Raw genomic sequence first — 26131 nt, forward strand, 5'->3', positions numbered from 1 at the left:
ACCAGTCGGCTTATGCGGCGCGTATTTTGCGCCGCGAATCCCAGGAAATCAGCAATACCGACGAGACAATCAGCAGCGTGCCGAGCCAGTCCGGCAGCGAAAACGCCACGCCGAGGAGCGCCACTGACAGCAGGGCGCTGCTCAGCGGTTCGGCGCAACTCAGAATGCTGGCTTTCGAGCCGCCAATCATCTGCGCGCCTTTCAGATAGAGGCTAAACGTCAGCGCGGTGCCAATCACCACCAGGTAGAAGAACGCCATCAGCAGGCGGCCATTCACTACAACATCATTTCCCTGCCCGCCAAAGAAGGGCGTCAGCATCAGTCCCGCCAGCAACATACTCCAGCCGACAATCGGCAGCGTGCCGTAACGGGCGATAAGCTGCGAAGGGTAGGTAGTGTAAAACGCGGCGGCAAACGCCGAGACAATGCCCCACAGCAGCGCTTCAGGCGAGATAGAGAGCGACGTCAGATTGCCGTGCGTCACCAGTAAAAATGTACCGATAAGCGAAGTGACAATCGCCGACGCCACGGGGAAGGTGGGGCGCGCTTTGCGCACCAGCGCGAACCACGCCACGATAATCGTCGGCGAGAGAAATTGCAGCACCGTCGCGGTGGCGGCGTTGGATTTTTCAATCGTCAGCAGGAAAGTGAGCTGCACGGTTAGCGCGCCAAACAGCGAGAAGAACAGCAGGCTAAAGGCGTCTTTGCGGTTTTTCAGGATGGCGAAAATTTTGTCACCGTGGACAAACGACAGCGTTAACAAAATCACGCCGGTGAACAGCAGTCGCGTCATCGTCAGCCACGGCGAGGAGATATGACTTTTCTGCATTATGTACTGCGCGCAAACCCCGGAACTGCCCCATAAAACGGCGGCGGCCAGGACGTAAAACATCCCTTTCTTGCTCGAACCCATGTGCTAACCCAACTCTGTGATGCTGTTTATTTATCGTAAGGCCGCGCATCATAACACATGTACAGAGTTTAACCGGAGGCGGCATGAGGGGGGACCGCCTCCGGTTTTGTTACCTTACCACCAGGCTTCCCACATCGCGCCGATGTTGAACGAATCGAGCGTCGAGTCGTTGGTGCCGTTCACGCGTGCGGTGCGTTTGTTATCCACTTCGCCGCCGGTCACGTAGAAGCGCAGCATCGGGCGGAACTCCGGTCCCATCGCGATAGAGATGTTCTGCGACAGGGTTGCTTTCCAGCCGTGGTTATCGCCGCCGTCATCATAATCTACGCGTTGATAACCCAGTTCCAGCCAGGTGGAGTGCACATCGTTCCACCAGTGCATCGGGCGGACAATCGCGCCATAGTTGCGGCGGTTATCCGCTTTGTTGGCGCTGTTGTCGTAGTCGTGGTACGCGAGCAGGTAGTCCACCTGCGTCTGCCGGGAGAATTTGTAGCTGCCTTCGAAGCTGGCGTAAATCGCGGTCAGATCGTCGGTTTTGTTAAATACGCTGTTATCCGCGTTATCGGAGTAGCGCGCGATCAGTTTGTTAATGCCGTGGTCGTAGGTGTGGCTCAACACCGCACCACCTTGCCAGGCTTTCAGACGGGCATCGCTTTCAATCGCTTTCGAATCAAAACCGTAGTTAGCGTAAATTTCCAGATCCAGCGGGCCGACTTTCATGCCGTGGATTTTGGAGGTCACCGCATAGTTACCTTTATCGCCGACGTTGGAGCCGCCAGTACAGGTGATGCGTGACGGGTTGGCTTCATCTTCCAGCACTTCCGGGCTACAGGATGCCACCGAACCAACAGCCGCGACATCAAACTGCACGCCGCCGATATCGAAGTTTTTCACCCCGGCGCCCTGGCCGTCGTGGTTCATCCAGAAGTAGTCGTTGATGCCCTGTTGTGGACGCTGGTGGAAATCACGCCCTGCCCAGAAGTAGGCGTTCGGGTTGGATGCCAGCAGGTTGGTCACCCCGGCATAGGCTTTTTTCAGGTTAACTTCGTCGCCCCAGTGGTCGAACATCACGTTGACGTCCCAGATTGCGCCGTTGTCGCCTTTAAAGGCTTTGGAGAGCTGGAATTCACCGCCGTTGCCTTCGTTGCCCAGACGACCAATCGCCGACGCGCCGTTATAGGAGCCATCAACGCCAACATATTTCTGATCGCCAGACTGGAAGTGCGCGCCATAACGGGCGTAACCGCTAAATTTCAGGCCGTAAGGCACCGCCAAATCCGGGGTTTGCGCCGCGCTTTGCGGTTCCACCACCACATCCGCTTTTTTATTCACGGCGGCGTCCATTTTCGCCTGGCGTTCCGCCAGCGCTTTATCCACCGCCTTGGCGACGATGGCATCGATTTGCTCTTGGGTAAACTCTTGTGCGAAGACGGAGCCAGAGCAAAGGGTGGCCGCAACCGCCAGCGCCACTGGAAGTTTTTTATTAATTCTCATGGTTATCTCAATTTAGTAAGTTATTCTCAGACAATAACCATCCCGGGTGACCGGGCAGAGATTATTGCCATCACCATTACGAACTGCTTTTATTTTTTAAATGCGGGTACAGCTTAATTAAGATTTACCGTAATCAATTCTCCGTTAATTATTGCCGATATAAAGTGTGAAGCTGAATTATCTCTTCGGATAACTCACGCGCTAATAATGATGTCATTAAATGATCCTGCGCGTGTACCATAATTAATGTCATCGGTTGCCGGGCTTCGCCCGCATCCTGTTCGATTAATTTGGTTTGCATGTGATGCGCCTGGCGCGAGTAGCCATCCGCCTCCTTCAGCAACTGGCGCGCTTCGTCAAGATTGCCCGCCCTTGCCGCGCGCAGCGCTTCAAAGCACAGGCTGCGCGACTGTCCGGCGTTGACGATAATTTCCATTACCGCTTCTTCGAGTTCAATCATTGTCATTTAATCCTGAGTAAAACCATTATTTTCAGCGGTGGCGGCAAACCACTCTCCACTTTTCTTAATGGTACGTTTTTGCGTTGCCAGATCTAATTGCACAAAACCGTAGCGGTTTTTATAGGCATTACACCATGACCAGTTATCAATAAATGTCCACATATGGTAGCCAAGGCAATTACACCCTTCGCTAATTCCTTTATGCAGCCAGATAAGATGATCGCGAACAAACGTAATACGATAGCTATCGTTTATTTGCCCATCTTCAATAAAAAGCTGTTCGTTCTCGACGCCCATACCGTTTTCGGAAATAAAACAGCGTGGGTTACCGTAATTGACGCGTAAGTTCGTGAGAATATCGTAAATACCCGGCTCATAAATTTCCCACCCGCGATACGGGTTCATTTTGCGCCCTGGCATTTCGTAATAATCAAACAACCACTCCGGCATAAACGGCGCATCGGGATTGACCGCGCTGTCCCGGCACTTTACCCGCCGTGGCTGGTAATAGTTAATGCCGAGCAGGTCGATTTTCCCTTCTGCAATCAGCGCGATATCGTCCGGCTGGCAGGCGGGCAACTGGTCATGCTCTTTGAGCAGCGCCACCAGGTCAGCGGGATACTCGCCGCGCAGTACCGGGTCGAGAAAACTGCGATTGAACAGCAAATCGGCATAGTGCGCCGCTTTCACATCCGCCGGGTGCTGCGAACGTGGATAGGACGGCGTCAGGTTCAACACAATGCCAATCTCACCGGCGTAAAACCCGGCGCGAAATGCTCTCACCGCGCTGGCATGCGCCAGTACCGTGTGGTACGCCACCGTGGCCGCACGTTTAAAATCCACCACGTTCGGGTAATGGAAATCGTACAGATAACCGCCCTCTACCGGCACAATCGGCTCGTTAAAGGTGAACCAGTGATGAACCCGATCACCAAACAGCTCGAAACAGATTTGCGCGTAGCGGCTGAAAGCCTGCACCACTTCCCGGCTTTCCCAGCCGCCTTTTTCCTGCATCACCATCGGCATATCGAAGTGAAACAGCGTGATAAACGGCGTAATACCCTGCGCCAGCAGCTCGTCGATGACCTCGTTATAGAACGCCACCGCCTGCGGATTCACTTCACCATCGCCATCCGGGATCAGCCGTGACCAGCTGATAGAGGTGCGAAAGCTGTTGTGCTTGAGCTGCTTTAACAGCGCGATGTCCTGCCGCCAGTGGCGATAAAACGTCGAGGTCTCTTGCGGCCCAATCTGCTGGTGAAAGCGCCACGGTTGGCTGGCAAACCAGGCATCCCATGTGGTTGCGCTTTTACCGCCTTGCTGGCTTTCCCCTTCGGTTTGCAGCGCAGAGCTGGCGCTGCCCCACCAGAAGTTTGCGGGAAATACGTATTTCATTACCGACTCCTTTTCGTTACTGCGAATGCGTTACGGCTTAGTTACTGCGGACGGTTTCCGTCATCGGCGCGCTGCTCTGCGCTTTTTCTTCTTCTGCTTTCATTAATGAATGCTCGTAAGCACGCAGGAACGGCAGATACATCAGGGCGGACATCACCATACAAATCAGGCACATCACCACCGGGCTAAAGGCCCAGTTCGCCGCCCAGGACGCACCGATAGGCGCAGGCGTTGTCCACGGTGTCAGGGAGACGACTTGCGCCAGCAGACCCATTTTGGTGGCGGTGTAAGCCAGCACGGCGTTCACCAACGGCACGCAAACAAACGGCACAAACAGCATCGGGTTCATGATGATCGGCGCGCCGAACAGAATCGGTTCGTTGATGTTAAAAAAGCTCGGTACGACGCCCATTTTGCCGATGGTGCGCAGATGCGCGACGCGGCTACGCAGCAGCAGGAACGCCAGCGGCAGGGTGGAACCGACGCCGCCAATCAGCAGGTAGTGATCCCAGAAACCTTGCAGATAAACGTGCGGCAGCGCAGCGCCCGCAGCCAGTGCGGCCTGGTTGGCGGAGAGGTTTGCCATCCAGAACGGGTTCATGATGCCGGTGACAATCAGCGAACCGTGGATACCGGCGAACCAGAAGATCTGGCACAGCAGCACGGAAAGCAGAATGGCAGGCAGGGAATCGGACGCGGAGACCAGCGGTTCCAGCACGTGCATAATCGCCTGCGGCAGGATCATGCCGGTTTGCGCTTCAATAAACAGGTTCAGCGGGTGCAGCGTACCAATGATCACCAGCACCGGAATGAGAATTTCAAACGAACGGGCAACGCCGGTCGGCACCTCTTTGGGCAGACGAATGGTGATGTTGTGCTGCTTAAGCCAGGCGTAAACGCGGGTGGAGTAAATCGATGTCAGCAGCGCGGTGAAAATGCCCTGCCCGGAGAGATACTGGGTAGAAATTTTGCCATCGGCATACGGTGCGGCGACCAGCAGAAACGCCATAAACGCCAGCAGACCGGTCATTACCGGGTCGAGGTTAAACTGGCGACCGAGGCTCGCGCCGATCCCGACGGAGATAAAGAAGGTCATTACCCCCATGCTGAGGTTAAACGGCAGCATCAACTGCGCGCGGTATTCGGTGGAGAAATCGAGCCACGCGCGGGCGAAACCAACGGTGGTGTCGGCGGAAAACGGCGGGAAGATAAACACCAGCATAAACGAGCCGATGATCATAAACGGCAGCGCGGCGGTAAAACCGTCGCGAATAGCGATAACGTACTTCTGTTGCCCGAGGCGACCGGCCAGCGGCGTAATGCTTTGCTCAATAACCGTAATCATTGATTGATATAAGGAACTCATAAGAACACCTTTTTAATGCGCCGCTTCTATGAGCGACAGTGCATAGTCCAGTACCTCATTGCCACGTTGCATTCCGTAGTCCATCGGGTTGATGGGTTGGACCGGAATACCCTGAGCGGCGGCCTTTTCTGACAGCGTGTTTAACATGTATTTGACTTGCGGTCCGAGAAGCACGACCTGGTAACGCGGAAATTGCGTGTCGAACTCCGCGACGCCATATGCGTCGATCTCTACCGGTATATCGCGTTCCTTCGCGGCTTCCAGCATTTTCCTCACCAGTAAGCTGGTGGACATACCGGCTGAACAGCACAACATAATCCTGAACATCGTTAACCATCCTCGAAGTGTAAAAAGTTATTGCGGGGTCGATTGGATATCATATGGAAACCGGTTTCCATTTGTTCGCCACAGAAGTGTGATAGCTGTCAATGTCTATGAATTATCTGATGCCGTAATTGGATTTGCGTCACGGAATTTGGCACTCTGTTGAGAACAAAAAGCGCAAAATGGAAAATCGGTTTCCATCAAAAAGCGAAACCGTTATACTGCGTGTGGTTATATATTAGCCGTTGAAGTATTTAGATTTTGCGGGCGCAATGTGCGTCTGTCAGGGGAGAAAGATGTCTACAATCAACGATGTATCACGTTTAGCTGGGGTGTCGAAAGCCACAGTCTCACGGGTGTTGAGTGGTTCGCGCGGCGTTAAGGAAGCCAGTCGCCTCGCGGTGCTGAAAGCGGTCGAAGAGCTGAATTATCGGCCCAATGTTATCGCGCAGTCATTGCTCAGCCAGTCGACAGGCTGCATCGGTGTTATCTGCGCCCAGGACAATATCAACCAAACCACCGGCTACCTCTACGCGCTGGAAAAGCATTTAAGCCAGAGCCAGAAACATCTGCTGCTGCGCTTCGCCAACACCAAAGCGGAAGTGATGAGCGCGCTGGATGAGCTGACCTGCGGGCTGTGTGACGATGTGCTGATTATCGGCGCGCGTTTTCCGCTCAAAATTGACGACGAAAACGTCATTCTGGTGGATTGCGTTGAGTCTGCCGACGCCACGCCCAACTGTATTCAATTTGATCACGCCTTCGCCGCCGAAACGGCCTGTAACTACCTGATTAGCCAGAGCCGCCGACAAATTGCGCTAATCCACCCGCGCACCGCCGCAGCGGATCAAGTGCTGCACGGCTATAAGCTGGCGCTGGAAAATAATTTCCTGCCGTTTAACCGTAACCTGGTGTTTATGGATGACACTTCGTCCTCTGTTGCGTTGCAGGTGCTGCTCAATAACGCAACTACCCTGAATTTCAACGCGTTGCTGGTGGCGGATGAGCAGGAAGCCCAGCGTGTGATCCCGCAATTGCAGGCGTTTAATAAATCGGTGCCGGGCGACATTATGGTCTTCAGCCTCGCCGGTTCACTGCATTTGCCGGGCATTCCTACTATTCCGGCTATTGAATATTCGATGGACGCGATGGCGGCACGTATTGTCGCCTGGCTAAATGAAAAAACGCAGAGTGTGCTGGGTGCTTACCGGGTGCGCGGGGATTTAATTATTCCCGATGTCAGCAAACGCTAATCGCTATTTTGAAAGCCTCCGATTGGGGGCTTTTTTATTGATGTATAGAGCCTATTCTTTTCGACGTTAGCTGTTGTTAAGTGGATATATCTTTCTCTAATCCTAAATTTTAATTCGGATATAATATTTACGCCGAAGGATGTTGCTTTGTTATTTATTTGATTGGATTATACCCAAAACGGATAATTAAATGAAATTTAACCTAAATTGGCATTTTTTAGTTGGATATTTTCTCATGGATTCTGATCCGCCCCGCAGGCTGGAGGAAAGTTAAATATAGGCGCAGGGAACAGGCCGATCCCGGGTGTATACAACATATCGAGTCCATACATGCTGTGGTAAATGGCGTTCATGCGGGAGATGCGACTGATCTGTCCCAGATAGCTTCAGGCTCGCAAAGTTCGTTATGAAGAACCTGCATGGGTTAAGCCATTTAGTAACGAAGTATTGCGTATGTTAACTGATGATGGAATGATTTTTCTTAAAAGAACATGGGATAATGTAAATATTAGCAAGCTTGAAAAAATCGCAGAAAAAAAGACTTTGTTTTAGTTGAAAAGAAGATCATTGAAAATACTTGCTATAAACCGTCTGATGGTAGTCTGACTACCAGAGATAAAATTAGAGAGTGCAACTTTAAAAGGAAGTGGAAAATGGAGAGATATGTATTAGATATAACAGATAGTTATGAACGATTTATCTGTATGGATAGTGATGTTGGATTACATAATTACATTACCTTTCCTGAAATATCTTCATGGGGGAATGAGCAATTTGTTATAACCCTGGAAAATATCGAAATAAATATGTATGAAGATATTTGGTTTTCTCCAATTTTAAATCAGAATCCAAATAGCATAATAGCTACATTGTTAAAAGAAGTGGATATTAATCAGCCAGAATGCATATTCACTGTGGTATTAAAACGGGCAAGAGTGCTAATGGATAAAAGAAGTGTCTTTATGTTTTTGGAAAAAGGAGGAGAAAATCATTATCACTCTGATGATTGTGGTTTTGATATTGGTGATAAATACATTTTTCTTGCTGGAAGAAGTGCAGACTACCATAACACCATGGTATGGTTAACAATTATTGCTACAGGGAAATTATTCCTGGAATTCGATGAGTTCGATATAATTTCTCAATCCATCGAACTTGAGAACAACATAACTATTGAGTCTGCGAAAACATTAAATAAAGCACAGGAGTTATTTATTGATCTCAAAAAAAGAGATTTTGATGCGTTGCATTTAAATAATATTCAAAGTCCTTTTCATGATCATTCATACCTTTCTCGCTATTTTAGTTATAGCGAAAATAATAATATAGCGATTAAAAGTCACGTTATTGATCATAAAGTAAGGTTTGTTCTTTTTTAATATTTATTAAGCCGACTACAATGCATTATTGAAGATGCTAATTTTTTTGCTTTCGCTTATTCAGCATCATACTATCGTAGCGCTAGTGTTTATTCTCAGAAACTTATTTTGCATTGTTAAGTTAAATTTGCGAATTGATCACAAAAATGACCAAATTTTGTTGTGAAAGGAATTGCTTTAGTATCAAACTCGCACTCTGTTAGATAGAATAATACCAATCAATAGTGAAATATTTTCAGGTGTATTTCTTCAAAGTAAGGGGCAGTAATGAATTACAAAATCAATATCACCGAGGGGTATCCGTCTTTGCTTAACCTGGATAATTCTTCTGGGTTGTATTCTTACTTTGCGATAGATCCCTGTGATGAGACTGACAAAATCGTTGTGAGTGTAGAAAACCTTGAAATAAACGCTGATAAAGATCTTTGGTGTTGTCATGCTATTGCTGAAAATCCTGAAGGAGTAATTGCTAAATTTGCTGACAGGTATGATAGTGAGGATTCAGTGGCATCATTCTTGTTGAGAAAGGCAAAAATAGTTGCCGAAGGGGATGTCACATATTGTATGTGTCTCGATAATGGGTCAGAAAAAATTTATCACACGCTTCCCGTATCTTTTTCTACCGGAAGTAAATATGTTTGGCTTTCTGGAAAGAGTTTAGATTACACGGATTCCAACATAGGATTGTATATATTTTTCTCGGGTAGTTTAAGTATTCAGTTCGAAGACCGAGACGTTCTATTGCAAATGCAAGATTTTAAAAATATTTTTAATATGGAAGAGGTTAAAATAATTAATAAAACACAAGAGATATTCAATAAGCAAAGAGATACGTTCATTGAGCATGATGTCTTTAATAATATAAAATCGCCTTTCTTTGATTTCGATTTTCTTATGAGCTATTTTGAGCATACAGAATATATAAATATAGCATTGAGAGATTTTTCTGGGCGACTTTAATTAATCAAGGCTTCTATGTGAGCATAATGTCTGGTTTTTATAATTAAACATAGAATTAATTTAAGATTGCACTTTTTAAATAACTTTTCTGCTTTAGATGGGGTTGAAAGTTTATATTTTTTAGTAATGACTTGCAGGGGGAATGTTAAGAGATATTTGTTGTTATGCACTGCATTTCCTTAATAGTGCTAATGAACGTTCCTTTATGACACTCACTTTACGGTGTTGTCCTCATTATTATGATTCCTCATCCAATAGCATTCGCATACGCAGGTGGGCTTGCAAGCCAGAAAACACGCTACTTAGCTAAATCCCACCAATCGTTAGCCATAAGTTTGCTAAGGACGTTTAGCTATAAGCCATACGTTTTCGTTGTTAGACAGGGTGCGGTGCGGCTCTTATCGTTCGTCATTATTTGTAAATTCCACGTAATCATTTGATGAGGGAGCAATTTTGGCCAGCTTCGTGAATAGCTTAAAAACAAAACCCACGCGCTTCACCCTCGCGCTGAAAATCGCGCTACTCAGCAGTGTGGTAGCGTTCTCGTCTGCCTCGTTCGCCGATGAGATCTTAAAAGAAGGTATCACACCGGCGACAGACGCCAGCCAGATCCCGGCGGCGGCGAAGCTGCGCAAAGACACGGTGGTAGCCGGTATTTCGGAGCCGCAGGGGATTTTTAACCCGTACTTCTTCGTCAATGGTTGGGATGAAAACGTCACCAACGTCATCTTCTCGCGCCTGATCGACTGGGATAGCCACGGCAAACTGGTGCCGGGCCTTGCAGAAAGCTGGACGGTCAGCCCGGATAACAAGGTCTACACCATCAAGCTGCGCCCGAACCTGACTTTCAGCGACGGCTCGCCGCTGACCGCCGAAGACGTGGCCTTTACCCTGACGGTGCTTTACGACCCGAAATATGATGGCGACACGGATATCACGCTGGCGAATATTGCGGGCGGCGCGGAATACAAAGCCGGGAACGCGGACAGCGTCAGCGGTCTGAAAGTGATTGACCCGTTAACGCTACAGGTCACCACCACCCAGCCTGGCGCCACGACGCTGGCGAAAATCGGTGGGCCGGTGCTGTCCAAAGCCTATTACGGCAAGGGTTATCAGCGCGGCAATCTGGATTACCTGCGCACGCTGCACGGCAAACCACTGGGCAACGGGCCGTATGTCTATGAGAAATACATTCCAGGCCAGGAGATCCGTTTCCACGCCAACACCCATTTCTACCGTGGTACACCGCCAACGCCGCGCTTTATCTACCGCGTGACCAATCCGTCCACCAATTTCCAGCTGTTCCAGACCGGCGAGACGGACTACGATGCGTTCACCTCGCGCCCGGATGATATTGAACAGCTGAAAATGCTCGGTTTCGCCAATATCAACCTGTACGGCTCCAGCGATTACAGCAAAGTGGAATTCAACGTGCGTCGTCCGGCGTTGCAGGACGTGAAAGTACGCCAGGCGCTGATTTACGGCCTTGATCGCCAGAAACTGATTGATGTGGTGTATCAGGGGTACGGCAAAGTGGCGATTGAGCCAATTGCGCCGATCTCCTGGGCCTATAACACGGAAGGGGTTAACCCGTACAAATTCGACCCGGCGCAAGCGAAAAAACTGCTGGATGAAGCGGGCTGGAAACCGGGGCCGGACGGCATCCGTGTGAAAGACGGCAAACGCCTGGAACTGACCTTGCTGGTGAGCAAGAAAGTGCTGAACGACGCGCTGATCCCGATTGCCAAAGAGAACTGGCAACAGATTGGCGTGCTGCTGAAACCGCAGGTTGTCGACTTCAACGCCCTGATGGCGCAGCGTAAAGCCGGCAATTATGACCTTGCCTCCTTTAGCACCAGCACCTTAAACGATCCGCATGACGGCGTGTGGGATTACTACAGCACGGAAGCGAAAGAGTCCGGCTATAACAACCCGCAGGTCGATAAGCTGATTAACGAAGGTAACGCGGTGCTGGATGTGGAAAAACGTAAACCGATTTACCACCAGCTCTATAAAGTGCTGGCGGATGATCCGCCGGCGATCCTGCTGGGCAACCGCGAAATTTTGTCGGCCAGCAGCGCCCGCGTCACCGGTTTTAAACCGGATATCTACAACGGCCTGACCGGCAGCCTGCCGGATGTGAAAATCGTTAAGTAACACCATCACAACTGCCGGGGCGTCCCGGCAGTTGCCATGAGAACGCTATGCGAAATTTTATCCTGAGGCGACTGCTGCAAACCGTACCCATGCTGCTGCTCGCTTCGCTGATTATCTTCATGCTGTTTGCCAAAACGCCGGGCGACTTTATCGACGGCAACGTCACGCTGACCGCCGCCCGCGCCGCGGAACTGAAAGCCATTTACGGTCTCGATCAACCGTTGTTCACCCGCTATCTGCACTGGCTCGGCCAGTTGTTACGTGGTGATTTAGGCTTCTCGTTGCAATACCAAATCCCGGTGAGCCAGTTGCTGAACCAGTACATCTGGAACTCGTTCCTGCTGGCAAGCGTGGCGCTGGTGTTTTACTGGGGCATCGGCCTGGCGGTAGGTATCGCCTCGGCGCTGAAACCCAACTCGTTGTTTGATCACCTGGTCAGCGTGGTGGTATTCGCCGCCATGTCTTTTCCGACCTTTTTCCTCTGCCTGCTGCTGATTAAGTGGTTTGCGGTGGATCTGCACTGGCTGCCGGTCGGCGGCATGACCAACACCGGCAGCGACGAAGGCGGCTGGGCGTGGGTACTGCAGGTGGCGGCGCACCTGGTGCTGCCGGTGCTGGCGCTGGTGATGTTGCAGGCGGGCAGCCTGACGCGCTATTTCCGCGCCAGTATGCTTGATGTGGTGAAGATGGATTTTATCCGCACCGCGCGCGCCAAAGGGTTGCGCGAACGGACGGTGATTTTTAAACACGCGCTGCGTAATGCGCTGCTGCCCATTATTACCCTGCTCGGATTTGAACTGCCGGGGCTGTTTTCGGGCGCGATCATCACCGAAAAAGTGTTTAACTGGCCGGGCGCGGGACATATTCATATCGATTCGCTGGCGGCGCGCGATTACCCGGTGCTGATGGGCTTTACCCTGTTTCTGGCGGTGCTAACCATTCTCGGCAACCTGATTGCCGATGTGCTTTACGCGTGGGCTGATCCGCGTATTCGGGTGAGGTCGTGATGTTCGGTTCGCTTTTTTCAACCAATCGCCGCCTTCGTAAAGCGGAAATCCCGGCGCTGGCGCAGGCCACGCCTTCACCGTGGTGGCAAGCCTGGAAAGCGCTGCGCCATAATCATTTAGCCATGTTGTGCCTGTTTTTGCTGGTGGTGATGACAATCTGGTGCGTGATTGGGCCGCTCTGGTCGCCGTGGAAAAATGACGCCACCGACGCGCTGATGATCAACAAACCACCCGGTGCGGAGCACTGGCTGGGCACCGATTTTCTCGGCCGCGATGTCTATACCCGCCTGCTGCTGGCGGGGCGCATTTCATTGATTATCGGTCTGCTGACCATGCTGCTCTCCGTGGCACTCGGTTATCTGCTGGGCGCGGTTTCGGGCTATGCGGGCGGCTGGACAGACAAACTGATTATGCGGCTGGCGGATCTGGTGATGACCATCCCGAGCTTACCGCTGCTGATTGTCGCCGGTGCGATGCTGTCAGAACTCGATTTCTCCGCAGAATCACGCATCTACATGGTGGTGATCATGCTCAGTTTGCTGGAGTGGCCAAAGCTGGCGCGGCTGGTGCGCGGGCAAATTCTCTCCCTGCGCGAGCGCGATTTTATGCTGGCGACGCAGGTGCTGGGGTTGTCGTCGCGTCGCCGTCTGTTTGGTCACTTATTGCCGAATACCATCCCGATTCTGGTGGTGATGGCGACGATGGCGGTGGCGAACGCCATTCTGATGGAGTCCGCGCTGAGCTATCTCGGGCTTGGCGTGGTGCCGCCCACGCCATCGTGGGGCAACATGATGGACGCCGCCAACAGCCTGATCGATTTTCAGCGCCGCCCGTGGCTGTGGATGCCGCCGGGTATCGCCATTTTTATTACCGTGATTGCGATTAACGTGTTGGGTGACGGCCTGCGTGATGCGCTGGATCCGAAGATGAAACGGAGCGTGAAATGAGCGAACCGCTGGTCACCTTTAATCAATTGTCCCTCTCTTTTGCCGGCGATCAGGGGCGCGTGCACGCCGTACAGGACGTGTCGTTCACCATTAACGCCGGGCAAACTATCGGCGTGGTGGGCGAGTCCGGCTGCGGCAAAAGCGTCACCGCCATGTCGCTGATGGGGTTGTTACCACCGCAAGCGGCACGCATTGACGGCGGGCAAATCCTGTTTCAGGGCACCGATCTGCTGCGCCTGAAGCCGTCAAAAATGGCGGATCTGCGCGGCAACCAACTGGCGATGATTTTCCAGGAGCCGATGACCGCGCTTAACCCGGTTCTGACCATTGGCGAGCAGCTTTGCGAACCGTTGATCCGTCATGGCGGTGAAACGCCCAAAGCGGCGTGGGCGCATGCCACGCAGTTAATCACCGAAGTGGGGCTGGCGCGGGCGGAGAGCCTGATGAGCAGCTACCCGCATCAGCTCTCCGGCGGCATGTTGCAACGCATCATGATTGCCATGGCGCTGAGCTGCCAGCCAAAACTGCTGATCGCCGACGAACCAACCACCGCGCTGGATGTTACCGTACAGGCGCAAATCTTGCGGCTGCTGCGCGACCAGGCGCGGGCGCATGAGATGGCGCTGATGCTCATTACCCACGATTTAGGCGTGATCGCGCAAATGGCGGAACATGTGGTGGTGATGTACGCCGGGCGCATCGTTGAACAAGGCCCGACGGCCGATGTGCTGCGTAACCCGCTGCATCCGTACACCAAAGGGCTGATCGCTGCGCGTCCCATTCCGGGTGAGCGCAGGCGTCGGCTCTACTCCATTCCCGGCCAGGTGCCGGATCTCGCTGCGCTGCCGCCATACTGCGCCTTTTACGATCGCTGCGAGCGGGCGACTGACGCATGCCGGGCGGGGATCCCGCCGCTTATCGGCCAGACGCGGCAAGCCGCGTGTATTCACAGTACGCTTCTGGAGCCAACCGCATGAGCGAGCAATATGTCATTGAAGTGGAAGGGCTGAAAAAGCACTTCCCGTTGCGTGACGGGCTGTTTGGCCAGCAAACCGGAGAGTTACGCGCCGTGGACGGCGTCAGCTTTAAGATTCGCCAGGGGACGATTTTCGGGCTGGTGGGCGAGTCCGGCAGCGGTAAAACCACCGTTGGCCGCACTTTGCTTGGTCTGTACGACAAAACCGCAGGCAGCGTGAAGTATCGCGGCCAGGAACTGCAGGATCTGAGCGCGAAACAGATGCGCGCGCTGCGCCCGAAAATCCAGCTGGTGTTTCAGGATCCGTACAGTTCCCTGAACCCGCGTATTCGCGTGGGCGATGCGATTGGCGAAGCGATGCTTGAGCATAAGCTGTGCAGCCGGGCAGAGCTGCGCGACAAGGTGCTGGACGTGATGAAGATTTGCGGGCTGGCGCCGCAGCATTACAACCGTTTCCCGCACGAGTTTTCCGGTGGGCAGCGCCAGCGTATTGGCATTGCGCGCGCGTTGATCCTCAACCCGGATTTCATCATCGCCGATGAGCCGATTTCGGCGCTGGATGTCTCCATTCAGGCGCAAATCATTAATCTCTTTGCCGACCTGCGCGACGATCGCGGCGTGACGTTCCTGTTTATCTCCCATGATTTAGGCGTGGTGGAACACCTGTGCGATGACGTCGCGGTGATGTACCTCGGGCAACTGGTGGAAACCGCCAGCCGCGATACGCTGTTTAACCAGCCGCTGCACCCTTACACCCAGGCGCTGCTGGCGGCGGTGCCAACGCTCGACCCGAATAGCGAACCCGTCGCTGTGGTGCAGGGGGAAATTCCCGATCCGTCGCGCCCGCCGTCCGGCTGCCGTTTCTCGTCGCGCTGCCCGCTGGCGACCGCCCAATGCCGCGCTGAAATCCCGGCGCTGCGTGAAGTGGAACCAGGGCATCATGTGGCGTGTCATTTGGTGGAAAGGATTGAGTGACAGCAATCGTGAGGGGTATTATTGAGCACTCTTCGTCAACCTGGCGCACGTGATGCAACATCCATTCGACATGATAATAAAGGGGGCGAATCTTCCTGGCCCCCTTTTTACACAGAAATTTTCCCGCTATTTCTTTTTTGATAACGACATCTGTACATCAGATTGGTTGATAACGGCAACGCAGCAAATTATTCGCGCCTGCTTTGGCGAGACGGGTTGCGCGCATGTTTTCGCCAGCACCAGCTATACGTATTTAGGCGTAATAGATTCTCGCGAAGACTGGCTGGTGAACATCGCCGGGTTGTGCAAACAGATGCATGATAGCCGCGAATATGGCGGCTTTATCATCGTGGATGCGCAGAAGCAGTGGGCACTATTTCAAAATACTCCTGTCGAAAACGGCGTGCTGGGGATTAACAGTGATAAGGACTTATCGGCGCTGAATGACACGATTTATGACATCTTTGTCGATTGCGAGATCATCAAGGGTTGGCTAAATGGGAGCGGTCAGCGAGAGAGAAGTTTAGTCGAGAGTATTGGCTTTGATTATTTAACCGCATTACTAAAATATTACGATAAATAACTCTCTGCCCGGCGATAACTATTTTTATTTTCTCCTGGCAAGCGAAACGGTAATTTCACAGGCAATGTTTTGTGACCCCAAATAACCGTTTCGCTGACATTAAGAATTACTGCCTATTTTATTTTTCTGCTCTGGTCTGTTCTATGCTTATCAGTTCTGTCTGAACCTTATAAGGACCAGGATATATGAGAGCACTGACTTATCACGGCGCGCATAAAGTTAGCGTTGATAACCGCCCCGACCCGGTTATCGAATCTTCAGACGATATTATTCTTCGCGTTACCGCAACGGCAATTTGCGGCTCCGACCTGCATCTTTATCACGGGAAAATACCGGGCACCAATCACGGCGATATATTCGGCCATGAATTTATGGGCGAAGTGGTGGAAACCGGGCCGGGTGTTCATGCCGTCAGTAAAGGCGACCGGGTGGTGATCCCTTTTGTCATTGCCTGCGGGGAGTGTTTCTTCTGCAAACTTCACCAGTATTCGGCCTGTGAGCAAACCAATTCCGGCAAAGGCGCGGCGCTGAATCGCAAAGGCATCACGCCACCTGCGGCGCTGTTCGGTTACAGCGATTTGTACGGCGGTATTCCCGGCGGCCAGGCCGAATATGTACGCGTGCCGAAAGCGAACACCGGGCCATTTAAAGTGCCGGACACCCTGACCGATGAGAAAGTGCTGTTTCTCTCCGATATTCTGCCTACCGCCTGGCAGGCGGTGAAGAACGCCGAGGTGAAGCCCGGCTCCAGCGTGGCGATTTACGGTGCCGGGCCGGTCGGTTTACTGACGGCGGCCTGTGCGCGTCTGGAGGGTGCCGAACAGATCTTTATGATTGATGACAGCGATTACCGGCTGGCTTTTGCCCGCGATCGCTATGGCGTAATACCGATTAACTTCGATAAAAATGACGATCCCGCGGCCTGGATTATTGAAAACACGGCGGGTCACCGTGGTGTGGACGCCGTTATCGATACCGTGGGATTCGAAGCCAAAGGCAGCACTACCGAAACGGTGCTCAGTACGCTGAAAATCGAAGGCAGCAGCGGGAAAGTACTCCGCCAGGCGATCGCCGCTACGCGACGCGGCGGGATTGTCAGCGTGCCCGGCGTGTATGCCGGTTTTATCCACGCGTTTATGTTTGGCGATGCCTTCGACAAAGGGCTGACATTCAAGATGGGCCAGACGCATGTGCATGCGTATTTGCCGGATTTGCTACCGCTGATTGAGTCTGGTCATTTGAAACCGGAAGAGATCGTCACACACCATCTGCCGCTGGAAGAGGCCGCTCGCGGCTATGAGATCTTCGATAAACATGCCGAAGATTGCCGCAAAGTGATCCTCGTGCCGGGTCTGAATGCAGAAAAAGCGACGATTTAACCTGTCGCTTTTTCGCTAACACCGGCGGGAAGTAGTGTGACGTGCCATGCCTCTCCCGGCGGGGAGAGGCATGCCGTAGCGCAGGTGCTTAAATAAAGGTGAAAATCTGGTCGCGCGGCAGACGTGATTTTGGCAGCGCGGCGTTGAAATCGCTGTCGCTGCGAACACCGAGTGACACCAGCACCACGCTGGTCAGCCTTTTTTCACGCAGGCCGAGGGCAAGATCCAGTTCACGCTGGTCGAACCCTTCCATTGGCGTGGCGTCAATACCCAGCATCGCCGCACCGAGCAGCAGGCCGCCCAGCGCCAGATAAACCTGTTTTGCCATCCACTGCGGCAGATCGCGCTGCTCATAACGGTGAATCGCTACGTACGAACGGCGGCCCTTATCCTGGCCCGCTTTTGCCGCTTCGTCTTTAAAGCGACCATCTTTCTGCTCCTGCTCCAGCACATTTTGCAGGTGCTGCTCATCAAGATCGCTGCGGATGCACAAGGCAATAACGTGAGACGCATTGACGATTTTCGGCTCGTTATAGATGAACGCCGCGGTGGCGGATTTTGCCATTGCCGCGCGGCCTTCCGGCGTGGAGGCGACAACAAAGTGCCACGGTTGTGAGTTTACCGAAGAGGGGCTGTTTCGCAGCACGTTGAGCAAGGTATCGATTTTATCCTGCGGCAGCGTTTTTCCAGGTTCAAAGGCTTTCACGGTATGGCGGGCAATTACCGCATCATCAAGTGTCATTGTCGTTCTCCTGCGCGATAGATGAAAAATTCGGGGCGGACCGTCCCGTAGAGTGTGACGAGAATAAACAGAAAGCGACACAAGATAAATCGGTGTAAAAAGGCAGCACTTTCACTCACCGAGTGAAAATGGAGTTTGCCAGGGCAATGTTTTCTGGCAAAACAGAGGAGCCACTCGCCTGTTATTAATCCTGCGGAGAAACCATGATTCGGCTGGAAGATGTCACGCTGTTCGTCCGTTCAGCGCTACTGGGAAGTTTTTCAAACGCGGCGCGCGAAGCCGGGCTGTTGCCAGGCCAGGTGAGCGCGGCGGTACACCGGCTGGAGCGCGATCTGGATAAACGGCTGTTTGTACGATCCACACGCAGTTTGCGCCTTACCGCCGAAGGGGAAAAATATCTCCCTTTCGCCCAGGAGATGCTGGCGGTTGTCGCCGCCGGTGCGGAGAGTTTGCACAGCGGCGATAAAGAGATTCAGGGTGAACTGCGCGTGGCGGTGCCTTCCGATATTGGCCGCAATGTGCTGCTACCGCTGATTACGCGCTTTTGTGAGCAGCACCCCAAAGTGTCGCTGCGGCTTTCGCTTTCCGATCAAATCAGCGATGTCTTTCGCGATCCGGTCGATATCGCCATTCGTTACGGCGTGCTGGATAACAACAGTTATGTCGCCTTGCCGCTGGCGGAAGATAACCGTCGTGTGCTGGCGGCGTCACCGGCTTACCTGGCGCAGCACGGACGCCTGCAAACCCTCGATGACGTGGTTAATCACCACTGTTTACTCTTCACCATGAACAGCCAGGTGTATGACAAATGGAGCTTTCCGGAAAACGGCATGCGCCGCCAGTTGATCGTCAAAAGCCGGATGCTGTGCGACGACGCCGATGTTGCCCGGCGTTGGGCGCTGGAAGGCATGGGTATTATTTATAAATCGTGGATCGATATCAGCGCCGATGTGCTGGCAGGACGGCTGGAAGTATTGTTGCCGCAGCATCCCGGCGAACCCACGCCGCTGAACCTGATTTGCCCGCATCGCAAACAGTTTTCCCCGGCAATTCGCCATTTGCATAGCGTGCTGCGTGAACATCTACGGCCGATCACCGCGTTGCTGCAAACTCACCCGGCCTTTAAACCGCACGGATGACCAAAAAATGTACGCCACTGCGCGCCAGGATTAACCTCTTTGCACAGGATATTACGCACTCTTACGGAGGTATCAGCACATGGCTTTACGTTCACTGGGTACAACAGGGTTACAGATCCCGACACTGGTTTTCGGCGGCAACGTTTTTGGCTGGACGGTCGATGAAAAGCAGAGCTTCAGCTTGCTGGATGCGCTGCTGGAAAGGGGGTTTACCGCTATCGACACCGCCGATGTTTACTCGCGCTGGGCACCGGGCAATAAAGGCGGCGAATCGGAAACCATTATTGGCAACTGGCTGGCGGCGCATCCTGGCACGCGCGACAAAGTTACGCTCTTTACCAAAGTCGGCGCCGATATGGGCGAAGCGGGTAAAAAAGGCCTTTCCGCGCGCTGGATCACGCAGGCAGTGGAAGATTCATTACGCCGTCTGCAAACGGACTATATCGATCTCTACTTTTCTCACTGGCCGGACAGCGAAACCGCCTATGACGAAACACTCGGCGCGTATGAAAAACTGCTGAAAGCCGGGAAAATCCGCGCCATTGGCGCATCCAACCTGAATGCTGAGCAACTGAACGAATCGCTAAAAGTGGCAGACGCCAACGGCCTGCCGCGCTACCAGGTGCTGCAGCCGGAATACAATCTTTATGACCGTTCCAGCTTTGAAGGCGCGTTGCAGGATTTAACGATACGGGAAAACATTGGCGTGGTGACTTATTACAGCCTCGCGTCCGGTTTCTTGTCCGGTAAATACCGCAGCGAAAAAGATTTGAGCCAAAGCCAGCGCGGCCAGGGCATTGCCAAATATCTGAACCCGCGTGGTTTCGCCATTGTTGAGGCGCTGGAAAGCGTGGCGGCCAGCCATAACGTGAAACCCGCCGAAGTGGCGCTGGCGTGGCTGATTCAGCAACCGGGCGTTACCGCGCCGATTGCCAGTGCCACCAAACTGGCGCATATCGACAGCTTTGTCACCGCCGTGTCGTTAAACCTCTCTACTGATGAAATTGCCGCGCTGAATAAAGCGGGTGCCTGATCCCATCGCCCGGCGGCGCCTGCTGCCGGGCTGTATAACCTTGCGCAGTTGCGCGATAACCGCGCGCCATCCCAGACTCGCATACTTTTTAAAAAACAACGCAAAGCAAACCGCTTACTGGCGGCGCGAGCGGCACGAAGGTGTTGCGTTTTTGCAAACGCCGGATCTTAGCCCTCAACCCTCACGTTGCTCATCGAACCGGCGTCGGTCACGCGGATACCTGCGCCATGAACGCAGCGGTAACGCCCAAAAAACACCTGAGTGACACGCCCTGTCAGGGCGATCATTTATCTTTCCCTGAGCGAAATCATGGCATTGTGTAATTGTTGCGCTTTGGGCAGAAATTTCATTTTAGTTTTTCGCGTTCCTGCCGTTAACCACTATGAAAAAACAAGGTTTTACCTGAATAACAGGGCCGTGGCGCGAAGGTCAGGCCGTAACCGTTAACGTCTTCTGAGACTTTGTATTCCGGAACCCGTCACAATGAAGGAAAGTCACGACAGAAAACACGACCCGTTGATTGAGCGGCTGTGCGAGATCTTCGCGGCGTTGTATCAGGGAAAGATCATCGATAAGGCGTGGTTGTGCGAAAAATTCGGTATTACTGAACGTACGGCTTATCGCGATCTGGCTCGGCTAGGGCATATTCTCGATCAGGTTTCGCCGGGGCGGTATAAACTCAGTGTCCATCTTCTTCCTGCCTTACATAACGGCCATTTGGCGGAGTTCGCCGATTTTACCGGCGTAGCGCACCTTTTTCCGCGTAATGACGGTCAGTCACTGCGCAACAGTATGCAGCACCGCGGCAATATTACCTTTCACGCGCCGAGTAGCCGGGAGAACCGGCAAATCGAAGATCTGCTTAATCAGCTTAATCACGCCATTACCGGCCATTGCGAAGTGGAATATCTCTATCGCGATAAACCCCGGTGCGCACAGCCCTATCGGCTGATTAACCAGTACGGTCTCTGGTATCTGGCGGCGGTGGAAAACGGGCGGCTGAAAGCGTTTGAAGTGGCGCGAATCGAAAACCTGAAAAGCACGACGCTTAATTTTGAACCCCACGCCGAGGTGCTGGCGGAGCTGGAAAACAGCGTCGGCATTCGCTTCGGTTCAAGGGTTGAAGCACTGCTGCGCGTTTCAGCCCACGCCGCCGAATATGTCACCCGTCGGGCGCTGTTTCCGGCACAACGCATTGTTGAACAGCATGATGACGGCAGCTTGACGCTTGCCACCGCCATCACCGATCCGCACACGCTGTTTCGCTGGTTGCGCTACTGGCTGCCGGATATTGGCATTCTTTCTCCGGCGTCGCTGCGCGAACAGTTCGAGCAGGATCTGCACCTGCGCTACGCCCACGGCGTGGCGCAGAGATAGCGTCCGCGTTTATCGCCCTTACTGGCTGGCACCTTACGTTGTTGGGCCAGTAATCACGGGCCACGCCGCGAATACGCCACTAAGCGGCGGTTGTTCAGGCGATCAACCGTGATACTGCTCGTCGGTAACATGTTCAAGCCAGGTAACCGGGCTGCCGTTGAGTGATTCGGCAATGGCGATATGAGTCATTGCGTTTGTGGCTGTTGCGCCGTGCCAGTGCTTCACATTTTCCGGGATCCAGACGATATCGCCCTGGTTCATCTCCTGGACGGCTTCGCCTTCGCACTGAATCCACCCTTTACCGTGGGTAATAATCAGCGTTTGGCCCAGCGGATGGGTGTGCCACGCGGTACGAGCGCCGGGCTCGAACGTCACCGTCGCACCGCCAACGCGTGCGGGTTCATCGGCTTTAAATGGCGCGTCGATACGTACGCGGCCGGTGAAATAGTCCTGCGGCCCTTGCGCAGAGGGAACCGATGCACTGTGGATGATTTTCATGCTGCTCTCCCGTGTTTGAATACGTTTTAAAGCGTAGCTGGCAGGTGAGAAACCGTTGCAGGCAGACAGCGCCCGTGCGCCACCGGAACCGCGACTGACGCCGGTCATTACCCCGGTTGTCTGCGCCCTGTCCACTCCGCCAGGAAAAGTGACCGGGCGATGATAATCCTCACCGACTACCGGCACTATTGGGCTAAATCGGCATGAGCCTATGAGTAACGCTCATCAATGGCGGCGCAGCGCCATGACGGCACTGGCAAGGGTAAACAGCGCCATGATCCACGCCATCGTCCACGGCGTTCCGTCGCGAAACCACGTCAGCAACAGCGACGAGATAATACCGCTGCCATATTGCAGCGAGCCAATCAGCGCCGAGGCGGAACCGGCGATAGAGGGAACAGCGTCGAGCGCGGCGGCGGTTGAGGTGGCGGCGATGATGCCGTTCATCGAGAAGAACAGGAACACCGGAATGATCACCGCAGCAATACCGCCGAACTGCCACTTAACCGCTAGCGCCAGAGTCACCATTGCCAGCGCGGCAATGCTAACGGCAATTTTCAGTAACTTATCCAGCGGATGGCGCTGTACCAGCCGCCGGTTCAGAAAGCTCACCCCCATTAAGCCGACAATATTGATGGCAAACAGCCAGCCGTAATATTGCGGATCAATACCGTAATAGCGGATGTAAACGAATGGCGAACCGGTAATAAAGGCATAGGCAGAGACGTAGAAAAAAGTCACACACAGCGTGTAACGCATAAACGCGCGGTTACGCAGCAGCGCGAAGTAGTTACGAAACGCGCCAGACAGCGAGGCTTTGGTGCGCTTTTCAGCGGGTAAGGTTTCCGGCAGGAAATAGAGCGAAAGAAACATCAGCGCGCCAATCCCCGCCAGTAACCAAAAAATGGCATGCCAGCTGGTGATTTGAATGATTTGCCCACCCGCCAGCGGCCCAACGATTGGCGCAATCGCCATGATGATGGTTAACGTTGAGAGCATTTGTGCCGCGCGGGTGCGGGCAAACAGATCGCGGATCATCGCCCGTGCCAGCATCGGCCCGGTACATGCACCGAAAGCCTGAAACACGCGCCAGAACACCATCTGATGGATTTCTGTGGCGAGCGCGCAGCCGGCAGAACCGATGACAAACAACAGCATGCCAATAAACAGCGGCGTGCGGCGGCCGATCGCGTCGCTGACCGGACCCCAAACCAGCTGCGCCAGTGCGAAGCCGACCAAAAAACCGGTGATGGTCAGTTCGATATCACCCCGGAGCGCTTTCGCCATCTGGGGCATCGCGGGCAGGTAAATGTCCGTCGACAGGGAGGTAAAGGCCATCAGCGCGCTGAGGATCGCGAGGAATAGCGGCCCGTGGAGCTTGTTGTTCATAAGATCCTGATTAAGTCGTGAAGGGAACGCCGACAAAGGCGGAACGGTATCTTAATCAGTGCGGCACAAATGATAACGCCATTAAATCATAATGACGTTATGAGCCAGATTCATGAATGGCGCTCGCTGACCGTCATGGTGAAAATAACGGGCTGGCTGCTTTCATTAGCATAGTGGTGCGCGGTGTCGGTTTGCGCCACGGCGGAACAACCTTCGCCAATAATAAGCGCCGTTTGCCCAACCTGAATGTGCAGCGTGCCGCGCTCAACATGCAGAAGCTCAACGGTACCGGAAGGGTGGCCTGGCGAGGCGAACTGTTCACCGGGGAACATCTCCCAGCGCCACATCTCCAGCATATCCGGCCCGCTGGTGCCTGCCAGCAACCGCGCAGTGCCCCCATTTTCACCCTGCCACAATGTTGGGATCTCATCTTTTGCTATCAGGTGCGCGGTTGGTTTACTGGCGACATCGACAATATCCGCCACGGAAACGCCCATCGCGGCGGCGATTTTACACAGCAGGGCGATGCTCGGGTTGGCGAGACATTTTTCGATCTCGACCAGCATGCCTTTGCTGACGCCCGCGCGGCGCGAAAGCTCATCCAGCGAAAGTTTTTGTTGTTTACGAAATGCTTTAATACGCGTTGCCACCGCTTCACTTACGCGATGAACATCGGCGCCGGAATCGGTCGGTTTATTGACTTTTTTGGTCATCGGTCGATACTGTGCAATAAAATGGTCACTAAAAAGGATTATCCGATGCTTTCCGTTCAGCCGTCAATCGATGCTCGTCTTGCCGTCATCGCCCCTGGTTTTCGCGCGCTTAGCGTTTATGTTGATGCCGCGCCGCTACTGAACCCGCAAGTGGGCGAAGCGGCACTGGCAAGTGCGTGTGAATTTGTCGCGGCGGGCGGCCCGATCTGGGCGGAGGCGCATCTGGCGGCATGGGATGAGGTCTTTAAGCGTTTCGGCGCGAAGCCAAAACGCACGCCCTGTTCGGCGCTGGCGCTGCGAAAACGCGTGCAGCGCGACGGCGTGGTACCTGCAATTGACCCGGTGGTGGATCTCTATAATGCCATCAGCCTGCGCTACGCTATTCCGGTCGGTGGCGAGAACATTGCGGCTTATCACGGCGCGCCGCGTCTGACGCTTGCGGACGGTACGGAGTTGTTCGACGTGATGAAAGAGGGCGAGCTGGCGCACGAATTACCGGAGCCGGGGGAAGTTATCTGGCGCGATGACACGGGTGTAACGTGCCGCCGCTGGAACTGGCGGCAGGGCGTGCGTACCCGCCTGAACGCTGCCGACAGCCAGATGTGGTTTATTCTCGAAAGCCTGCCGGAAATGCCGCTGGACGCATTATGTGAGGCAGGCGACGAACTGATCGCCGGATTGCAACGTATGATGCCGGGCTGTCGTGTTGAAAAAACCAGGCTCGGGTTTGATCTCTGAAGGGGGAAGAATGGATTTCACAGGATTGAGCGCATTTCCGCTGTCGCCGCTGCGCGACGAACGGCTGGATGAAGCGGCTTATGTGAAGCTGATTGAACGGCTGCGTGTCGCCGGAGTCGATTCGATTGGCGCACTGGGTTCGACGGGGTGCTACCCCTATTTCAGCCGTACCGAGCGGGCCAATGCGCTGCGCCTGGCGACGGAACACTCCGGCGCGATTCCGGTGATTGCCGGGATTGGCGCGTTGCGCACGCGCGATGTGCTGTGGCTGGCGGAAGACGCGCAGAAAGCGGGCGTTAGCGCCGTGCTGCTGGCACCGGTCTCCTACCACGCGTTAACCGAAGAGGAAGTGTTCAGCCTGTTTGCCGCCGTCACGCGCGAACTCTCCGTGCCGCTCTGCGTGTACGATAATCCCGGCGTCACCCATTTCACCTTTAGCGACGAGCTGCTACTTCGTATTGCGCAGTTGCCCAACATTGGCTCAATCAAAATCCCCCCGATTTCCGCACCCGAGCGGGCTGCGCGCCTGCGCCCGCAAATTCCGCAGAGCATTACGTTGGGTATCAGCGGTGATGCCGTCGCGGTTGACGGTCTTAGCGCCGGATGCGGTGTCTGGTATTCGGTGCTGGGCGGCCTGTTCCCGCAAGCGGCGCTGGCCATTTCCCGCGCGGCGCAGGCCGGTCATTTAACGCAGGCGCGTGCGAACTCTGATGCGTTGCAACCCTTGTGGGATCTCTTTAAACGCTATGGCGGCAGCCTGCGGGTGATGGCTACCGCGGCAGAACTGCTGGGCTTAGCGGGTGCATCGTGTTTGCCTGCACCATTGCGGACGCTCACCGGCGATGCACGCCGCGAGGTGGCGGAAGTGATCGAGCAACTACGGTTAGCCTGATGATTACTCTTTGAAGGTTACTTTTTGGTTTGTTGCATGGGG

Annotated in this window: 25 protein-coding genes; 15 read left to right on the forward strand and 10 right to left on the reverse strand. The window is 53.7% G+C overall.

The window, feature by feature from the left end:
- Positions 1 to 10: 10 nt before the first annotated feature.
- From DFO56_RS18110 to DFO56_RS18135, 6 genes are all read right to left on the reverse strand, one after another.
- Complete coding sequence (locus DFO56_RS18110) at positions 11 to 913, reverse strand: EamA family transporter (protein ID WP_044489528.1); 903 nt, start codon at positions 911 to 913, stop codon at positions 11 to 13.
- A gap of 114 nt (positions 914 to 1027) precedes the next feature.
- Entirely contained in the window at positions 1028 to 2407 is a 1380-nt protein-coding gene (locus DFO56_RS18115) for a carbohydrate porin (protein ID WP_020455799.1), read from the reverse strand.
- Between the two features lie 148 nt (positions 2408 to 2555).
- Positions 2556 to 2867 carry a PTS lactose/cellobiose transporter subunit IIA gene (locus DFO56_RS18120; RefSeq protein WP_044489757.1) on the reverse strand — a complete coding sequence of 104 codons (312 nt, stop codon included), beginning with the start codon at positions 2865 to 2867 and terminating at the stop codon, positions 2556 to 2558.
- A gap of 6 nt (positions 2868 to 2873) precedes the next feature.
- On the reverse strand, positions 2874 to 4262 hold the full coding sequence (locus DFO56_RS18125; RefSeq protein WP_045507411.1) for a glycoside hydrolase family 1 protein: 1389 nt from the start codon (positions 4260 to 4262) through the stop codon (positions 2874 to 2876).
- Positions 4263 to 4299: 37 nt separating this feature from the next.
- Positions 4300 to 5628: a PTS cellobiose transporter subunit IIC gene (locus DFO56_RS18130; RefSeq protein ID WP_020455796.1), complete on the reverse strand. Its 1329-nt coding sequence runs from the start codon at positions 5626 to 5628 to the stop codon at positions 4300 to 4302.
- A gap of 12 nt (positions 5629 to 5640) precedes the next feature.
- Positions 5641 to 5955, reverse strand: coding sequence for a PTS sugar transporter subunit IIB (locus DFO56_RS18135; RefSeq protein ID WP_017458127.1), 315 nt, complete (start codon positions 5953 to 5955; stop codon positions 5641 to 5643).
- A gap of 293 nt (positions 5956 to 6248) precedes the next feature.
- Here DFO56_RS18135 and DFO56_RS18140 point away from each other — a divergent pair, with 293 nt between their 5' ends.
- The 10 genes from DFO56_RS18140 (at position 6249) to DFO56_RS18185 (ending at position 17568) form a co-directional block, all read left to right on the forward strand.
- On the forward strand, positions 6249 to 7205 hold the full coding sequence (locus tag DFO56_RS18140; protein ID WP_020455794.1) for a LacI family DNA-binding transcriptional regulator: 957 nt from the start codon (positions 6249 to 6251) through the stop codon (positions 7203 to 7205).
- Between the two features lie 653 nt (positions 7206 to 7858).
- The gene (locus DFO56_RS18145; RefSeq protein WP_045507415.1) at positions 7859 to 8584 is read left to right on the forward strand and encodes a hypothetical protein; all 726 of its coding nucleotides are present in this window, start codon (positions 7859 to 7861) and stop codon (positions 8582 to 8584) included.
- 267 nt (positions 8585 to 8851) lie between these two features.
- Positions 8852 to 9544 carry a hypothetical protein gene (locus DFO56_RS18150; RefSeq protein ID WP_045507417.1) on the forward strand — a complete coding sequence of 231 codons (693 nt, stop codon included), beginning with the start codon at positions 8852 to 8854 and terminating at the stop codon, positions 9542 to 9544.
- 453 nt (positions 9545 to 9997) lie between these two features.
- Positions 9998 to 11701, forward strand: coding sequence for an ABC transporter substrate-binding protein (locus DFO56_RS18155; RefSeq protein ID WP_045507419.1), 1704 nt, complete (start codon positions 9998 to 10000; stop codon positions 11699 to 11701).
- 47 nt (positions 11702 to 11748) lie between these two features.
- Complete coding sequence (locus DFO56_RS18160) at positions 11749 to 12708, forward strand: ABC transporter permease (RefSeq protein WP_017458132.1); 960 nt, start codon at positions 11749 to 11751, stop codon at positions 12706 to 12708.
- Positions 12708 to 13655, forward strand: coding sequence for an oligopeptide ABC transporter permease (gene opp4C / locus DFO56_RS18165; protein ID WP_045507421.1), 948 nt, complete (start codon positions 12708 to 12710; stop codon positions 13653 to 13655). Before DFO56_RS18160 ends, opp4C begins: the two co-directional genes overlap by 1 nt.
- The gene (locus DFO56_RS18170; RefSeq protein ID WP_045507423.1) at positions 13652 to 14632 is read left to right on the forward strand and encodes an ABC transporter ATP-binding protein; all 981 of its coding nucleotides are present in this window, start codon (positions 13652 to 13654) and stop codon (positions 14630 to 14632) included. The genes opp4C and DFO56_RS18170 overlap by 4 nt, the downstream gene beginning before the upstream one ends.
- Positions 14629 to 15606, forward strand: a complete 978-nt coding sequence (locus DFO56_RS18175) for an ABC transporter ATP-binding protein (RefSeq protein WP_045507426.1) — start codon at positions 14629 to 14631, stop codon at positions 15604 to 15606. Before DFO56_RS18170 ends, DFO56_RS18175 begins: the two co-directional genes overlap by 4 nt.
- Positions 15607 to 15658: 52 nt before the next feature.
- A complete protein-coding gene (locus DFO56_RS18180) occupies positions 15659 to 16189 on the forward strand; it encodes a hypothetical protein (protein WP_045507429.1) in 531 nt (176 codons plus the stop codon).
- Between the two features lie 185 nt (positions 16190 to 16374).
- Entirely contained in the window at positions 16375 to 17568 is a 1194-nt protein-coding gene (locus DFO56_RS18185) for a zinc-dependent alcohol dehydrogenase (protein WP_045507433.1), read from the forward strand.
- A gap of 88 nt (positions 17569 to 17656) precedes the next feature.
- On the opposite strand, the gene nfsB is transcribed toward DFO56_RS18185, so the two are convergent.
- Entirely contained in the window at positions 17657 to 18310 is a 654-nt protein-coding gene (gene nfsB, locus DFO56_RS18190; protein ID WP_045507436.1) for an oxygen-insensitive NAD(P)H nitroreductase, read from the reverse strand.
- A gap of 203 nt (positions 18311 to 18513) precedes the next feature.
- Between nfsB and DFO56_RS18195 the strand changes: the two genes are divergently transcribed.
- From DFO56_RS18195 to DFO56_RS18205, 3 genes are all read left to right on the forward strand, one after another.
- Positions 18514 to 19449: a LysR family transcriptional regulator gene (locus tag DFO56_RS18195; RefSeq protein WP_045507438.1), complete on the forward strand. Its 936-nt coding sequence runs from the start codon at positions 18514 to 18516 to the stop codon at positions 19447 to 19449.
- 79 nt (positions 19450 to 19528) lie between these two features.
- On the forward strand, positions 19529 to 20482 hold the full coding sequence (locus DFO56_RS18200) for an aldo/keto reductase (RefSeq protein ID WP_045507439.1): 954 nt from the start codon (positions 19529 to 19531) through the stop codon (positions 20480 to 20482).
- Between the two features lie 483 nt (positions 20483 to 20965).
- Entirely contained in the window at positions 20966 to 21859 is an 894-nt protein-coding gene (locus tag DFO56_RS18205) for a WYL domain-containing protein (protein WP_020455779.1), read from the forward strand.
- 102 nt (positions 21860 to 21961) lie between these two features.
- On the opposite strand, the gene DFO56_RS18210 is transcribed toward DFO56_RS18205, so the two are convergent.
- From DFO56_RS18210 to DFO56_RS18220, 3 genes are all read right to left on the reverse strand, one after another.
- Complete coding sequence (locus DFO56_RS18210) at positions 21962 to 22357, reverse strand: cupin domain-containing protein (RefSeq protein ID WP_045507943.1); 396 nt, start codon at positions 22355 to 22357, stop codon at positions 21962 to 21964.
- A 225-nt stretch (positions 22358 to 22582) separates the two neighbouring features.
- Positions 22583 to 23746 (reverse strand): multidrug effflux MFS transporter, encoded by a 1164-nt coding sequence (locus DFO56_RS18215; RefSeq protein ID WP_020455777.1) that lies wholly within the window; start codon positions 23744 to 23746, stop codon positions 22583 to 22585.
- A gap of 110 nt (positions 23747 to 23856) precedes the next feature.
- Positions 23857 to 24459 carry an XRE family transcriptional regulator gene (locus DFO56_RS18220; protein WP_045507443.1) on the reverse strand — a complete coding sequence of 201 codons (603 nt, stop codon included), beginning with the start codon at positions 24457 to 24459 and terminating at the stop codon, positions 23857 to 23859.
- Between the two features lie 45 nt (positions 24460 to 24504).
- Between DFO56_RS18220 and DFO56_RS18225 the strand changes: the two genes are divergently transcribed.
- Both DFO56_RS18225 and DFO56_RS18230 read left to right on the forward strand, forming a co-directional pair.
- Positions 24505 to 25197 carry a B3/4 domain-containing protein gene (locus tag DFO56_RS18225; RefSeq protein WP_045507446.1) on the forward strand — a complete coding sequence of 231 codons (693 nt, stop codon included), beginning with the start codon at positions 24505 to 24507 and terminating at the stop codon, positions 25195 to 25197.
- Between the two features lie 10 nt (positions 25198 to 25207).
- A complete protein-coding gene (locus DFO56_RS18230) occupies positions 25208 to 26089 on the forward strand; it encodes a dihydrodipicolinate synthase family protein (protein ID WP_045507449.1) in 882 nt (293 codons plus the stop codon).
- Positions 26090 to 26131 lie beyond the last annotated feature (42 nt).

Source organism: Kosakonia sp. AG348, from assembly GCF_003337365.1.
GTDB lineage: Bacteria > Pseudomonadota > Gammaproteobacteria > Enterobacterales > Enterobacteriaceae > Kosakonia.